Genomic DNA, 13,261 nt, shown 5'->3' with positions numbered 1-13,261 from the left:
AAGCTGGAAGCTTGAAGCCGGAAGTGAAAGGCGCCACGCTCTCTAGCTTCTAGCTTCTAGCTTCGTAGCGGAGAAACGAGCGATGAAACTGGTCATTGGCAGCAAGAACCTGTCGTCCTGGTCGTTGCGCGGCTGGCTGGCCATGCAACTGACCGGCGCGGAATTCGAAGAGGTGCTGATCCCGCTGGGCGGCGTCGACACCGCGCGGCGCATCCGCGAGCACTCGCCCACCGGCAAGGTGCCGGTGCTCAAGTGCGAGGACGGGGTGATCTGGGATTCCCTGGCGATCGCCGAATACCTGGCCGAACGCTTCCCCGAGGCGCACCTGTGGCCGCGCGGCGAGGCGGCCCGGGCGCTGGCGCGGTCGATCTGCGCGGAGATGCACAGCGGCTTCCTCGCCCTGCGCTCGCATATGCCCATGGACCTGCAGCGGCACAAGCCGCTGGCCAAGGTGCCGCCCGAAGTGGAAACCGACATCGCCCGCGTCATCGAGCTGTGGACCCTGTGCCGCCAGGGCTTCGGCCAGGACGGGCCGTTCCTGTTCGGCCACGCCAGCATCGCCGACGCCTTCTACGCGCCGGTGGCCACGCGCCTGCGCAGCTACGCCGTGGAGCTGCCGCCGCTGGCCAAGGCCTACGTGGACACCATCTACCAGTGGGCGGCCTTCCAGCCCTGGCTGCAGGCCGCGCTGGCCGAGCGCCCCTGAGCGCCGGCAACCGACGAGGAGTAATGCTGTGAAACGAGTACATGTCGCCGCCGCCGTGATCCGTGGCGTCGATGGCCGCGTGCTGATCGCCCGGCGCCCGGACGACAAGCACCAGGGCGGCCTCTGGGAATTCCCCGGCGGCAAGGTGGAGGAGGGCGAGCCGGTGCAGGCCGCGCTGGCCCGCGAGCTGGAAGAGGAGCTGGGCATCCGCGTCGAGCGCGCCCGGCCGCTGATCCGCGTGGCCCACGACTACCCGGACAAGCAGGTGCTGCTGGACGTCTGGGAAGTCTCGGCGTTCTCCGGCGAACCCCATGGCGCCGAAGGCCAGCCGCTGGCCTGGGTGGCCCCGCGGGAGCTGCCCGACTACGAGTTCCCCGCCGCCAACCGGCCCATCGTGCAGGCCGCGCGGCTGCCCGAACGCTACCTGATCACCCCCGACGGCCTGGAGCCGCAGGAAGTCCTGCAGGGCATCCGCGCCGCCGTGGCGGGCGGTATCCGCCTGATCCAGCTGCGCGCGCCGAACATGTACAGCCCGGAGTACCGCGACATGGCGGTGGACGCCGTCGGGCTGTGCGCGGGCAAGGCGCAGCTGATGCTCAAGGGCCCATTGGAATGGCTGGGCGACTTCCCCGCCGCCGGCTGGCACCTGACCGCCGAGCAACTGCGCAAGTACGCCCCCAACGGTCGCCCGTTCCCCCAGGAGCGCCTGCTGGCGGCGTCCTGCCACGGCGCCGAGGAGCTGGCGCTGGCCAGCGCGATGGGCGTGGACTTCGTCACCCTGTCGCCGGTGCAGCCGACCGAGAGCCATCCGGGCGAACCGGCAATGGGTTGGGACGTGGCGCAGCAACTGGTGGAAGGCTTCAACCAGCCGGTATTCCTGCTCGGCGGCCTGGGCCCGCAGGACCTGGAACGCGCCTGGCAGATAGGCGCCCAGGGCGTGGCCGGCATCCGCGCGCTCTGGCCGAAGGCCGGGGCATAGGCCGTCGTAGGTGCCGCTTTCTTTCCGGCTGCACCGGGGGCTTTTCGTAGGATGGGTATCGCTTCGCTCAACCCATCCTACGGGGCTTCAGGGAAACACGTTCGTAGGAGCGGACCTTGTCCGCGATAGCCGGACGTATCGGCGCGATTCGCGGATGAGATCCGCTCCTACGCTGCTCCACCCACGCCATTCCCATTGTAGGAGCGCGCTCTGCGCGCGATTCGCGGGCAGGGCCCGCTCCTACAGTTTCGCCGTGAGGCATGGCGTTTCCCCGTAGCGGACCTTGTCCGCGATAGCCGGACGTATCGGCACGATTCTCGGATAAGATCCGCTCCTACAACCGCTCCCGTGCCATTCCCATTGTAGGAGCGCGCCCTGCGCGCGATTCGCGGGCAGGACCCGCTCCTACAGTTTCGCCGTGAGGCATGGCGTATCCCCGTAAGCGGACCTTGTCCGCGATAGCCGGACGTATCGGCGCGGATCGCGGATGAGATCCGCTCCTACGCTGCTCCACCCATGCCATTCCCATTGTAGGAGCGCGCCCTGCGCGTGAATCGCGGGCAGGGCCCGCTCCTACAGTTTTGCCGTGAGGCATGGCGTTTCCCCGTAGGAGCGGACCTTGTCCGCGATAGCCGGACGTATCGGCGCGGATCGCGGATGAGATCCGCTACAACCGCCCCTACGCCATTCCCATTGTAGGAGCGCGCCCTGCGCGCGAATCGCGGGCAGGGCCCGCTTACACATCTACGCGGGCTTTTCCGCTGCCTTCCACAGCACTTCGGCGACGCCCTGGCGCTTGGCGGCTATGCGGGCTGCCACGAACAGCAGGTCCGACAGCCGGTTCAGGTAGCGCAGCCCGGCGCCTTCCAGGGGCTCCTCGGCGTTGAGCTGCTGGCAGCGGCGCTCGGCCTTGCGCGCCAGGGCGCGGCATACGTGGATCTGCGCCACCAGCCGGGAGCCGCCGGGGAGGATGAAGTCCTTCAGCGGTTCCAGCTCCTCGTTCCAGGCGTCGATGGCCTGTTCCAGGCGCGCCACCTCGTGGTCGTCCAGGGCGCGGTATTCCGGCATCGCCAGTTCGCCGCCGAGGTCGAACAGGCGGTGCTGCACCGGCGCCAGCACCGTCAGCAACTGGTCCAGCGCGGCGCTGCGGGCTTCCTGCAGGTCGGCCAGCAGCAGCCCCAACTGGCTGTTCAGCTCGTCCACGCAGCCGATGGCTTCGATCCGCGGGTGGTGTTTCGGCACCCGGCTGCCGTCGGCCAGGCCGGTCTCGCCGGCGTCGCCCGTGCGGGTGTAGATCTTCGACAGGCGATAGCCCATGCCTCAGAGCTCCTTGTTCTGCGGGGGCGGTAGCGCCACCGGCGCCACGGGCTCGTCGCCCAGCGGCAGGCGCAGGGTGAAGCAGGTGCCCTGGCCGAGTTCCGATTGTACTTCCATCTGCCCCTTGTGGTTGTTGGTGATGATGAAATACGACACCGACAGGCCCAGGCCGGTGCCCTGGCCCACTTCCTTGGTGGTGAAGAAGGGCTCGAAGATGCGCTTGCGCACCGTTTCCGGCATGCCGCAGCCATTGTCTTCCACCTGCACTTCCGCCCACGGCGGGTTGAGCCGGGTGCGCAGGACGATGCGGCCGTGCTCGCCTTCCTCTTCGTCGTCACGCAGGTGGATGGCCTGGGCGGCGTTCTTCAGCAGGTTGAGCAGCACCTGCTCGAATTCGTTGGCGATGACCGGCACCGGGCCCAGGCGCGGGTCGAACTCGTGGACGATCTCCAGCGACTTGAAGTCGAAGCCGCCGGCCAGGTCGAAGTCGTTGCCGGCGATCTCCACCGCCTGCTCGATCAGCGAGGGCAGTTCGCAGGGCGCCATCTGCCGGTGGCTGCGGCGGCTGAAGGCGAGCATGTGGGTGACGATCTTGGCGGCGCGCGAGCCGGCGTACTGGATGCCGTCCATCAGCTTGGGAATCTCCCGCGCCTCCAGGTAGTGGTTGAGGTCGTCCAGGGCGACGCCCACCTCGGCCGCCACTTCCAGGTTCTTCGGCAGTTCCGGCGACAGCCGCCGGCGAATGTTCTGCACGTTGTGCAGGATGGCCCCCAGCGGGTTGTTGATCTCATGGGCCATGCCGGCGGCCAGGCCGCCCACCGAGAGCATCTTCTCCGACTGCACCATCAACTCTTCCATGCCCAGGCGCTCGGTGATGTCGTCGATGCGGATCACCGCGCCACGGCCGGTGCCGCCCATCAGCGGATAGAAGGTCAGGGCGTAGTGCCGTGGCGAGTCGATCAATGCCCAGGTGACGCGCTCCACGCGCTCCACCTTGTGCTGCTCGGCGGCGCGGGTCAGTTGCAGCAGGAAGGGCTTGAGCGAGGGGAAGGCGAGGAACACCGGCTGGTTCACCGCGTCGTCCAGGCTGGTGCCGGAAAGCCGGCTGGCCTCCTGGTTCCATTGGGTGACGTAGAGCTGCTCGTCCACCGCGATCAGCGCCGAGGGCATGGAGTCGATGATGCTGTTGAGGTAGTGCTGGAAGCCGGTGAGCTTCTTCTCGATCTTGCTGCGCACCTGCACTTCCAGCTCCAGCTTGCGGTTGGAGCGGCGGGTTTCCTCGGCCAGGTCCTGGGCCTGGGCCATGGCGTCCTGGGCGTCGTCGCGGGCGCGCTTGAGCTGCTGCTCGCGGGCCTCGATGCGGGTGAGCATGGTGTTGAAGGCGTCGGACAGGCGGCCGATCTCGTCGGCATTGCCGCGTTCGGCGCGCAGCGAGTAGTTCTCCTCGCGGGTGACCTGGCGCGACAGCTCTTCCAGGCTGCGGATCGGCCGGGTGATCAGGCGGCGGATCTGCCGGGCGATGAGCATCCACAGCAGCACGCTCACGGCCAGGATCGCCAGGCTGGCGGTCAGCGTGCCGGTGTAGAAGGCGCCGGGCAGCTCGCTGCTGGCCACCAGCAGCAGGTAGCCGTTGCGCCCGCCGGGCTGCGGCAGTTCGAACAGGGCGTTGAGGCGGTATTCGTGGGCGCGCCAGCGCTCCAGGTCCTCCAGGTGCCTGGGCAGCGAGCCTTCCCGCGGCGACTGGGCGATGCGCGTGCCGTTGGCGTCGTAGAGCGCGGCGGCGCGCAGCGGCTGGTAGTCGTCGAGCTGGTGCAGCAGGGTGTCGGCCTGCTCCGGGGAACTCAGCGCCGGGTAGCTGAGCGCCGGGTTGGCGATCAGCCGGCCGATGGTCTGCAGGGCCTGGGGCGCCACGCTGTCCTGGGAGATCCAGTAGGCCGCGCTGATGAACGCCAGGTTGGCCGCCAGCAAAACAGTGGCCAGCAGCACCAGCAGGGCGGCGAGAATCTTCTGGCCGACCGGCAGGTTTTCCAGGCGCTGGCGCAGGTTGATGAAGGACAGCATAGGGGCTCGGCGATCGAAAGCGTGGCGGGCAGGTTAGCCCGCCGTTCAGGCCTCGGGCAATCCGCGTTGGCGCAGCGCGTCGCGCAGGCGCCGGTGCAGGGCGTTCAGCCCGGGCAGCGCCAGGTGGCGGCGCTGGCCCTCGGCGCAGGCATGGCCGAGCAGGTAGGCGATTTCGGTGCGCCGCCCGTTGGCCACGTCCTGGTACATGGAGGAATAGTTGGCCGCGGTGGCGGCGATCACCCGTTCCACTTCGCCCTGCAGCTCCCGCGCTGCCGTGTCGTAGCCGCAGGCGTGGAGCAGTTGGCCGAGTTCGTCGCACAGGCCGGCGACTTCCTCGGCATGGCCGGCCAGTTCGCCGTTGCGGCAGTGGTGCAGCACGCTCAGCGGGTTGATCGCGCAGTTCAGCGCCAGCTTGCGCCACAGCCGTTCGAGGATGTCGCCGCTCCACTGCACGGGGATTTCGGCGCGGGCCAAGTCGTCCTGCCAGGCCGGCGCAGGGCCGCCGCGCTCGTCGCCGAGCCAGGTCTGCCCGCGGCCGGCGAAGACCACGCGGAAATCGCCGTCGCGGAACGCCCCTTCGGTGCTGGAGGCGTACAGGCAGCGCGCCCGCGGCAGGTGCGCGGCCACCGCCTGCTGGCTGCCCAGGCCGTTCTGCAGGAGGATGATCTCGGCGCCGGGCGCCAGGTGCGCGGCCACGCTGGCGGCGGCTTCCTCGGCGTCGTAGGCCTTGCTGGCCAGGAGCAGGCGCTGGATGGGCGCGTTCAGGTGCCCGGCGGTTTCCGCGGGGATCGGGTAGAGGCTCTCGCGGCCGTCCTCGCAGAGGGTGAGGCCGCCGCGGGCGCGGTAGGCCGCCAGGCGCTGGCGGTCACGCAGCAGCAATTGCACGGGCAGGCCGGCGCGGGCCAGGCGGGCGGCCCAGAGGCTGCCGAGGCTGCCGGCGCCGAGAATGGTCCAGTTCATGGTGGGCTTCGCGTGTCGATGGGCGTACAGCGAAGTCTAGCGCACCCCGGGCAGCCGGCTGGCGTTGATTCGCCCGCTGGCATAGGCGTCGGGCAGCAACTGGCGGGCCTGTTCCATCACCTCTTCGGCCTGCAGCGGCAGGGACTTGGCGTCCAGCCCCACCAGGCCGATGCCGGCCTTCAGGCTGACGAAACCGCGGCTGGTCTTGAAGGCCTTGAGGTTGAGCCCTTCGTGCAGGCGGCGGAAGCTGCTCGGCGAGCATTCCTGGAGGTCGTCGATCAGGGTGATGAGGCCGAAGTGCTGTTCGTCGATGCGTGTCAGCACGTCCAGCGGCCGCACCAGTTGCTGCAGGCGCCGGCCGATGCCGTGCAGCAGCTCCTGGTGGAAGCCGGGGAAGTGCTGGCCGTCCTGCTCCAGCAGGGCGGGAATGCCGATCAGCAGGTAGCACACCGCGCCGCCGCGGGATTCCACCTGGCGGATGCTGTCGGCGAGCTTCTGCCGCAGGTAGCGCAGGTTGCCCAGGCCGGTGGCGGCGTCCACCAGGTTGCGCTCTTCCAGGCGGTTGATGTTCTCGGTGAGCAGGCGGTTCTCCACCAGCAGGCGCTGCAGGGTGTTGCACAGGCGGTCGGCGGCCAGCACCCGCGGCACCAGTTGCTCGCTCATCGCCGTCTTGCTGACGAAGTCGTCCACGCCGCGGTCGAAGGCCTCGGCCAGGGCGTTGTCGCCCTCCTTGCCGGTGAGCAGCATGATGTAGGTGTAGTGGTCGCCGCTTTCGTCCAGTTGGCGTACCCGCGCGGTGAGCTCCAGGCCGTCCATCTCCGGCATCAGCCAGTCGGCCAGGAGCACGCTCACCGGTTCCCGTTCCAGCAGTTGCAGGGCCTCGCTGGCGCTACTGGCGAAGCGCACGTTCTGGTAGCCGGCCTGGCTCAGCGCCCGGCCGATCATGGCGCTGGAGAATTTCGCGTCGTCGACCACCAGGATGCTCAGATGGTTGGTTGGCATGGGGCAGGGGACTCGGAGGAGGCGGGGATTCGCCGGTTCTGGGCCGGGCGCGTGCTTGTGGCTCAGTTATAATGAGCGCGCATTTTTACCGTCAAGCCAGGCGCGTGCCCGAGTGTGAACCGGATCGCGCCGTCCATCTGGAGAGATGACATGCCTTCGTTCGACGTGGTGTCCGAACTGGACAAGCACGAACTGACCAACGCCCTGGACAACGCCGGCAAGGAGCTCGAGCGCCGCTTCGACCTCAAGGGCAAGTGCAGCTTCGAGCCCAAGGACAAGTCGGTTACCTTGACCGCCGAGGCCGATTTCATGCTGGAGCAGATGCTCGACATCCTGCGCAGCAACCTGATCAAGCGCAAGATCGACATCCAGTGCATGGAGCTCAAGGACGCCTACCCCTCGGGCAAGGTGGTCAAGCAGGAAGTGAACTTCCGCGAGGGCATCGACAAGGACCTGGCGAAGAAGATCGTCGGCCTGATCAAGGACCGCAAGATGAAGGTCCAGGCCGCCATCCAGGGCGAGCAGGTGCGCGTCACCGGCAAGAAGCGCGACGACCTGCAGGAAGTGATCGCCATGCTGCGCGGCGAGTCCCTGGGCATGCCGGTGCAGTTCAACAACTTCCGCGATTGAGCGGAACCTCGTCGTCCGGGCGGCGTCGCAAATAGAGCGCCGCTCGGCGAATACCGATCGCCATGGTTCGCCATGGCGTTCGTATTTCTAAGAATCGAAAACCAAGGGGGCCCCATTCCATGGACATGAATTACGACCAGCTAGTACGGAGCGCAGAGGCCTGGATGCCGGTGGTGCTGACTTACCTGGGCAACGCCGTGCTGGCGCTGATCACCCTGCTGATCGGCTGGTGGCTGATCAACCTGCTGACCCGCCGGGTGGGCGGGCTGATGGCCAGCCAGCGGGTGGACAAGACTCTCCAGGGCTTCATCGGCAGCCTGGTGAACGTGGCGCTGAAGATCCTCCTGGTGGTCAGCGTGGCCTCGATGATCGGCATCCAGACCACCAGCTTCGTCGCCGCCATCGGCGCCGCCGGCCTGGCCATCGGCCTGGCCCTGCAGGGCAGCCTGTCGAACTTCGCCGGCGGCGTGCTGATCCTGCTGTTCCGCCCGTTCAAGGTCGGCGATGCCATCGAGGCGCAGGGCGTCTCCGGCACCGTGGACAGCATCCAGATCTTCCACACCGTGCTGCGCACCGGCGACAACCGCACGGTCATCATGCCCAACGGCGCGCTGTCCAACGGCATCATCACCAACGTCTCGAGCCAGGCCACGCGCCAGGTGATCTTCGACATCAAGCTGGCCTTCGACGCCGACCTGGACGCGGCCCGCGGCATCCTCCTGGAACTGGCCCAGGACCCGCGCGTGCTCAAGAACCCGGCGCCGGTGGTGGTGGTCTCGGCCCTGGGCGAGAACTCGGTGACCCTGTCGCTGCGCCTGTGGACCGCCAACGCCGACTTCGGCGCGGTGACCTTCATGCTCAACGAGCAGGTGCGCCTGTGCCTGCGCGACCGGGGCATCGACCTGGCCCTGCCGAGCCGGGTGGTGCGGGTGGTCAGGGGCTCCGAGGAAGAAGCCTTCGCCGAGTGAGGGCGAGCCCATGGAATAAGGCCGGCGATATGCCGGCCTTTTCGTTTCTGCGCCGGCCTTGCCGGCGCAATCGCGGGCAGGGCCCGCTCCTACAGGTCGAGGGAGAATTCTGGCGTAGGATGGGTGGAGCGAAGCGATACCCATCGCCACGACCGCATGGGTTTCGCAGGCTCAACCCATCCTACGAAGGCGCCTCGGTGCAGATTCCCCTGTAGGAGCGCGCCCTGCGCGCGAATCGCGGGCAGGGCCCGCCCAAGGCAGCTCAGCCGCTGCGCTCGGCGCTGTGCCGCGTGGCCGCCGGCTCTTCCGGCTCGCTCGGTACGCCGTCGGGCATGCCCTTGTCGCGGCGCATCCATAGCCAGCCGATCAGCAGCAGGGTGGGGATGCCGAGCACGGCGGTGACGAAGAAGAAGTGCTCGTAGCCCATGTGCTCGACCATCTTGCCCGAGTAGCCGCCGATGAAGCGCGGCAGCAGCAGCATGGTGGAGCTGAGCATGGCGTACTGGGTGGCGGAGAACTTCAGGTTGGTCAGGCTCGACAGGTAGGCGACGAAGGCCGAGGCGGCCAGGCCGCCGCTGAAGTTGTCGAGCATGATGGTCAGCACGAACATGCTGACGTGGGGCTCGAATTCGCGCAGCAGGGTGAAGACGTCTTCGCTGATCACGCTCGGGTCGGTGATCGGCCCCATGTGCGCGAGCATGGCGAACAGCAGGTTGGTGCCGGCCGAGGCGGCGCCGGCGAGGAGCAGGATCGGCAGGATGCTGAAGCGGGCGATGAGCAGGCCGCCGGCCGCCGCGCCGACCAGGGTCATGATCACCCCGAACAGCTTGCTGACGGTGGCGATCACTTCCTTGGAGAAGCCCATGTCGATGTAGAACACCCCGGCCATCACCCCCATCACGGTGTCGGAAAGCCGGTAGGTGGAGATCAGCCCGAGCAGCAGCAGCGCCTGCCAGCGGTAGCGGCGGATGAACTCGGTGATCGGTGTTAGCACCGGCGCCATCAGCAGGCGGCCGGGGGCCGAGAGGCAGCTCAGGGCGATCAGCAGGTAGAGGCTCGCCAGCCACCACTTGCCGGCGCCCGCGGAGTTGGTCATGGCGGTGCCGGTCACCAGCAGGATGATCAGCACTATCACCGACACCGCCTGGTGGACGAAGTCGAACTGCGGCACGCCCTTGCCGTGGGCGGCGATCAGCAGCGGCCGGCGCACCCGCGAGAGCAGCTCGCGCACCGGGCGGATCTGCTTGCGCCCGCGCGGGCTCAGGCAGAGGACGATGAACAGGGCGTAGAGCGCCGCCCGCGGCCAGGCCTGGTTGGTCAGCGCGGTGAGCATGGCCGGCACCGAGATCAGCAGCACCAGCAGCTGCAGCACCGAGAGCAGCTGGTGGTTGAAGGCGTAGGCGGAGTTGCCCACCGCCTGCGGCTGGACGTTCACCTCGGGCTCGCGGATCAGCAGGCTGGTGACCAGCCCGGGGAGGATCAGCAGGGCGAACAGCGCATAGGTCAGGCCCCAGGCCGCCTGGCTGTAGTGCAGGCTGCTGGAACCCAGCCATTCGGCGAGGAACAGCGCGCCGGCGCTGGCCAGCAGCACGGCGCCGCGGTAGCCGGTCATGTAGCAGGCGGCCAGGGCGGCCTGGCGGGTGTTCTCGGCGATCTCCAGGCGGTAGGCGTCGATGGCGATGTCCTGGGTGGCCGAGGCGAAGGCCACCACCAGGGCCAGGCCGATCAGCCACGGCAGGTGGCTCTGCGGGTTGCACAGGGCCATGCCGAGCAGGCCGATGGCGATCAGCGCCTGGGAGAACACCAGCCACGAGCGGCGCCGGCCGAGCCGGCCGACGACGGGCAGGCGCCACTGGTCGAGCATCGGCGACCACACCCACTTGAACGCGTAGACCAGCCCCAGCCAACTGGCGAAGCCGATGGTTTCCCGCGCCACGCCGGCTTCCCGCAGCCACACCGAGAGGGTGGTGAAGACCAGCATCGTCGGCAGCCCGGCGGCGAAGCCGAGCAGCAACAGCGCGAGACTGGCGGGAGACTTGTAGGCAACCAGTGCCTCTCGCCAGGAGTGCTTCTTCATGAAAGGTTTCCAGCACGCAAAAAATTATCGCGAACTCTACTAGCAGAGCCCGGCGTGAAGCCAGCCATGCCGACGTATGTCCACCCGATCGTTGTGGATTCGGACTCCCTCGGCGCGCAATCGTGCCCGTTGTTCGTCGCCGCCCGGGCTGCCCAGCGGCAGGCTGATGCGCCCGCCAGCGGCGATCACCCGGTGCCAGGGCAGGCGCGAGCCCTCCGGCAACTGGCTGAGCACGCGGCCCACCAGGCGCGCGGCGCGGCCCAGGCCGGCCATGCGGGCCAGCTCGCCGTAGCTCACCACGTAGCCTTCGGGCACCTGGGACAGCGCCAGGTAGATGGCTTCGCGGCGCACCTGCAGGCTTTCCAGGCCGAGGTCGGCGACATTTTCAGGGGCGGGGGCGGGCGGTTTTCTCGAAGGCATGGGGCGGCTTTCCGATGGCTGCGGGCCAGGTCGACAGCATATCGCCGGGCACCGTCGGGGCAATGATGCAGGAGGTACCCTTCATCCATCCAGTTGAACTCCCTGCATGGGCCCCGGTCAGTCGTTGCTCTGGTGTCGGGTATGCGGATAATGCCCGGCTTTTTTTCCAGCCATCCGAATTGAATGCCGCTCATGCTGTCGAGAACCCTGCTGTGCCTTGCCGTCGCCGCCGCTCCCCTGACTTCCCTGGCCGATACCGTCTGGTTGAAGAACGGTGACCGGCTGACCGGCAAGATCAAGCTCTACGACGGGGGCCGCCTGGTGCTGGCCACCGACTATGCCGGCGAGGTCACCCTGACCGGCGACAAGATCGCCACCCTGCAGACCGAGCAGAACCTGCTGGTCAAGCACGACGAAGACGCCACCGGCGAGCACTCCAAGGGCCTGAAGGCCGCCGAGCCGGGCAAGGTCACCCTGGTCAACGGCGCCGAGGAGACGATACCGCTGGCGAGCATCGAGCAGATAGTGCCGCCGCGCCCGCTGCTGCAGGACTGGGTATGGAAGGGCCAGGTGGACTTCTCCGTCGACCACACCATGGCCGAGAACGACGTCGAGGACTACGACGTCGACTTCAAGACCAACGCCCGCCACGGCATGTGGCGGCACAACCTGCAGGGCGAGTACAACCGCGAGAAGAAGGACGACTCGGTCAGCGTCAACAACTATTCCGCCGAATACGCCCTGGACCGCTTCCTGGACGAGCACTGGTTCTGGCAGGGCAAGGTGGAATACAAGCGCGACTGGGTCGAGGACCTGGAGAAGAAGCGCACCGTCGGTACCGGCCCCGGCTACCAGTTCTGGGACAACGAACTGGGCGCCTTCTCCCTGGCCACCCTGGTCAACCGCAACGACTACGACTTCGTCGATGGCGAGAAGGACCACTTCTATTCGGCGAGCGTGAAGTGGGACTACAACCGCTACCTGTTCGCCAAGCAGTTCGAGATCTTCACCAACGGCGAGGTGGGCAAGCCGCTGTCGTCGAAGGTGGACTACGAGGTGGAGAGCGAGGCGGGCGTCCGCTACAAGCTGACCTCCTGGGCGGCGCTGAGCCTGAAGGGCGAATGGGACCGCCTGAGCGCCGAGGACGGCGGGGTGAACCAGCGGCGCTATACGCTGGGGATCGGGGTGGGGTGGTAAGTAAATTAGCTGGAGGCTAGAAGCTAGAAGCTGGAGGCGGGAGGGCGCTTCCAGCTTCCAGCTTCCAGCTTCCAGCTTCGGGCTTAGGGCTTAGGGCTTTACAATCTCAACCCGCCATCCAGCTCCAGCACGCGGCCGGTGTAGTAGTCGTTCTCGAGGATGTAGGCCACCGAGTGGGCGATTTCGTCCGGGCGGCCCAGGCGCTTGAGCGGGATGCCGCTGGTCATCTTCTCCAGGGCCTCGGGCTTCATGCTGGCGACCATGTCGGTCTCGATGAAGCCCGGCGCCACGCCGGCCACTCGGATGCCGTAGCGCGCCAGTTCCTTGGCCCAGACCACGGTGTCGGCGGCGACGCCGGCCTTGGCCGCGGAGTAGTTGGCCTGGCCCATGTTGCCGGCGCGGGAGATGCTGGAGATGTTGACGATCGCGCCCTGGTTGTCCAGCTCGATCATCTTCGCCGCCACTTCGCGGGTGCAGAGGAACACGCCGGTCAGGTTGACGTCGATCACCGCCTGCCACTGGGCCAGGCTCATCTTGCTCAGCTGGCCGTCCTTGACCTTGATGGTCAGGCCGTCGCGCAGGATGCCGGCGTTGTTCACCAGGCCGTTGATGGCGCCGAAGTCGCTGGCCACCTGGGCCACCATGTGGCTAACCTGTTCCTCGTTGGCCACGTTGCACAGGTAGGCGCGGGCGTCGCCGCCGGCGGCCTTGCAGGCGGCGACGGCCTCGTCCAGTTTCTCCTGGTTCAGGTCGACCAGCGCCAGTTTCGCTCCCTTGGCGGCGAGGAACTCGCCCATGGCGCGGCCCAGGCCCTGGCCGCCGCCGGTGATGATGATGACCTTGTCTTGCAATTGCATGGTTGGAATCCCCACGGCAATGTCGAGTGATTGGCCTCGCCGGCAACGGTGAACGAATTTTCTGTGCCCGTCCGTTTGCGACGGATT

12 protein-coding genes are annotated in these 13,261 nt (G+C 67.7%); 5 read left to right on the top strand and 7 right to left on the bottom strand.

Annotated features, from left to right (window positions below):
• Window positions 1–82: 82 nt before the first annotated feature.
• Both PM1_RS24670 and PM1_RS24665 read left to right on the top strand, forming a co-directional pair.
• The gene (locus PM1_RS24670) at window positions 83–706 is read left to right on the top strand and encodes a glutathione S-transferase family protein (RefSeq protein WP_009617934.1); all 624 of its coding nucleotides are present in this window, start codon (window positions 83–85) and stop codon (window positions 704–706) included.
• Window positions 707–734: 28 nt separating this feature from the next.
• Entirely contained in the window at window positions 735–1,685 is a 951-nt protein-coding gene (locus PM1_RS24665; protein WP_009617936.1) for a Nudix family hydrolase, read from the top strand.
• A 744-nt stretch (window positions 1,686–2,429) separates the two neighbouring features.
• Here PM1_RS24665 and PM1_RS24660 read toward each other — a convergent pair.
• Genes PM1_RS24660 through PM1_RS24645 form a run of 4 tightly spaced genes read right to left on the bottom strand, consistent with a single transcriptional unit; the run spans window position 2,430 to window position 7,025 of the window.
• Window positions 2,430–3,002 (bottom strand): cob(I)yrinic acid a,c-diamide adenosyltransferase, encoded by a 573-nt coding sequence (locus tag PM1_RS24660; RefSeq protein ID WP_009617942.1) that lies wholly within the window; start codon window positions 3,000–3,002, stop codon window positions 2,430–2,432.
• Window positions 3,003–3,005: 3 nt separating this feature from the next.
• Entirely contained in the window at window positions 3,006–5,051 is a 2,046-nt protein-coding gene (locus tag PM1_RS24655) for a sensor histidine kinase (RefSeq protein WP_024128173.1), read from the bottom strand.
• 57 nt (window positions 5,052–5,108) lie between these two features.
• Entirely contained in the window at window positions 5,109–6,023 is a 915-nt protein-coding gene (locus tag PM1_RS24650) for a putative 2-dehydropantoate 2-reductase (RefSeq protein ID WP_009617946.1), read from the bottom strand.
• A 36-nt stretch (window positions 6,024–6,059) separates the two neighbouring features.
• On the bottom strand, window positions 6,060–7,025 hold the full coding sequence (locus PM1_RS24645) for a response regulator (RefSeq protein WP_009617948.1): 966 nt from the start codon (window positions 7,023–7,025) through the stop codon (window positions 6,060–6,062).
• Window positions 7,026–7,175: 150 nt separating this feature from the next.
• Between PM1_RS24645 and PM1_RS24640 the strand changes: the two genes are divergently transcribed.
• Together PM1_RS24640 and PM1_RS24635 are read left to right on the top strand one after the other, a co-directional pair.
• The gene (locus tag PM1_RS24640) at window positions 7,176–7,655 is read left to right on the top strand and encodes a YajQ family cyclic di-GMP-binding protein (RefSeq protein ID WP_009617950.1); all 480 of its coding nucleotides are present in this window, start codon (window positions 7,176–7,178) and stop codon (window positions 7,653–7,655) included.
• 119 nt (window positions 7,656–7,774) lie between these two features.
• Window positions 7,775–8,623, top strand: coding sequence for a mechanosensitive ion channel family protein (locus PM1_RS24635; protein ID WP_009617952.1), 849 nt, complete (start codon window positions 7,775–7,777; stop codon window positions 8,621–8,623).
• 262 nt (window positions 8,624–8,885) lie between these two features.
• Here PM1_RS24635 and ampG read toward each other — a convergent pair whose 3' ends face one another.
• Both ampG and PM1_RS24625 read right to left on the bottom strand, forming a co-directional pair.
• Window positions 8,886–10,700 (bottom strand): MFS transporter AmpG, encoded by a 1,815-nt coding sequence (ampG, locus tag PM1_RS24630; RefSeq protein ID WP_009617953.1) that lies wholly within the window; start codon window positions 10,698–10,700, stop codon window positions 8,886–8,888.
• A gap of 39 nt (window positions 10,701–10,739) precedes the next feature.
• Entirely contained in the window at window positions 10,740–11,120 is a 381-nt protein-coding gene (locus tag PM1_RS24625) for an MGMT family protein (RefSeq protein ID WP_009617955.1), read from the bottom strand.
• Between the two features lie 192 nt (window positions 11,121–11,312).
• Here PM1_RS24625 and PM1_RS24620 point away from each other — a divergent pair, with 192 nt between their 5' ends.
• The gene (locus tag PM1_RS24620) at window positions 11,313–12,317 is read left to right on the top strand and encodes a DUF481 domain-containing protein (RefSeq protein ID WP_009617960.1); all 1,005 of its coding nucleotides are present in this window, start codon (window positions 11,313–11,315) and stop codon (window positions 12,315–12,317) included.
• A 98-nt stretch (window positions 12,318–12,415) separates the two neighbouring features.
• Here the strand turns inward: PM1_RS24620 and PM1_RS24615 are convergent, their stop codons facing one another.
• On the bottom strand, window positions 12,416–13,174 hold the full coding sequence (locus PM1_RS24615) for an SDR family oxidoreductase (RefSeq protein ID WP_009617962.1): 759 nt from the start codon (window positions 13,172–13,174) through the stop codon (window positions 12,416–12,418).
• Window positions 13,175–13,261 lie beyond the last annotated feature (87 nt).

Origin of the sequence: Pseudomonas sp. M1 (assembly GCF_022760135.1) — a bacterium.
GTDB classification, from domain to species: Bacteria; Pseudomonadota; Gammaproteobacteria; order Pseudomonadales; family Pseudomonadaceae; genus Pseudomonas; species Pseudomonas citronellolis.
This window is presented reverse-complemented; position numbering and strand designations above follow the sequence as displayed.

Coding starts and splice junctions, on each gene's coding strand:
- PM1_RS24670 (WP_009617934.1), top strand. CDS start 83: ATGAAACTGGTCATTGGCAGCAAGAACCTGTCGTCCTGGTCGTTGCGC.
- PM1_RS24660 (WP_009617942.1), bottom strand. CDS start 3,002: ATGGGCTATCGCCTGTCGAAGATCTACACCCGCACGGGCGACGCCGGC.
- PM1_RS24650 (WP_009617946.1), bottom strand. CDS start 6,023: ATGAACTGGACCATTCTCGGCGCCGGCAGCCTCGGCAGCCTCTGGGCC.
- PM1_RS24645 (WP_009617948.1), bottom strand. CDS start 7,025: ATGCCAACCAACCATCTGAGCATCCTGGTGGTCGACGACGCGAAATTC.
- PM1_RS24640 (WP_009617950.1), top strand. CDS start 7,176: ATGCCTTCGTTCGACGTGGTGTCCGAACTGGACAAGCACGAACTGACC.
- PM1_RS24635 (WP_009617952.1), top strand. CDS start 7,775: ATGGACATGAATTACGACCAGCTAGTACGGAGCGCAGAGGCCTGGATG.
- ampG (WP_009617953.1), bottom strand. CDS start 10,700: ATGAAGAAGCACTCCTGGCGAGAGGCACTGGTTGCCTACAAGTCTCCC.
- PM1_RS24625 (WP_009617955.1), bottom strand. CDS start 11,120: ATGCCTTCGAGAAAACCGCCCGCCCCCGCCCCTGAAAATGTCGCCGAC.
- PM1_RS24620 (WP_009617960.1), top strand. CDS start 11,313: ATGCTGTCGAGAACCCTGCTGTGCCTTGCCGTCGCCGCCGCTCCCCTG.
- PM1_RS24615 (WP_009617962.1), bottom strand. CDS start 13,174: ATGCAATTGCAAGACAAGGTCATCATCATCACCGGCGGCGGCCAGGGC.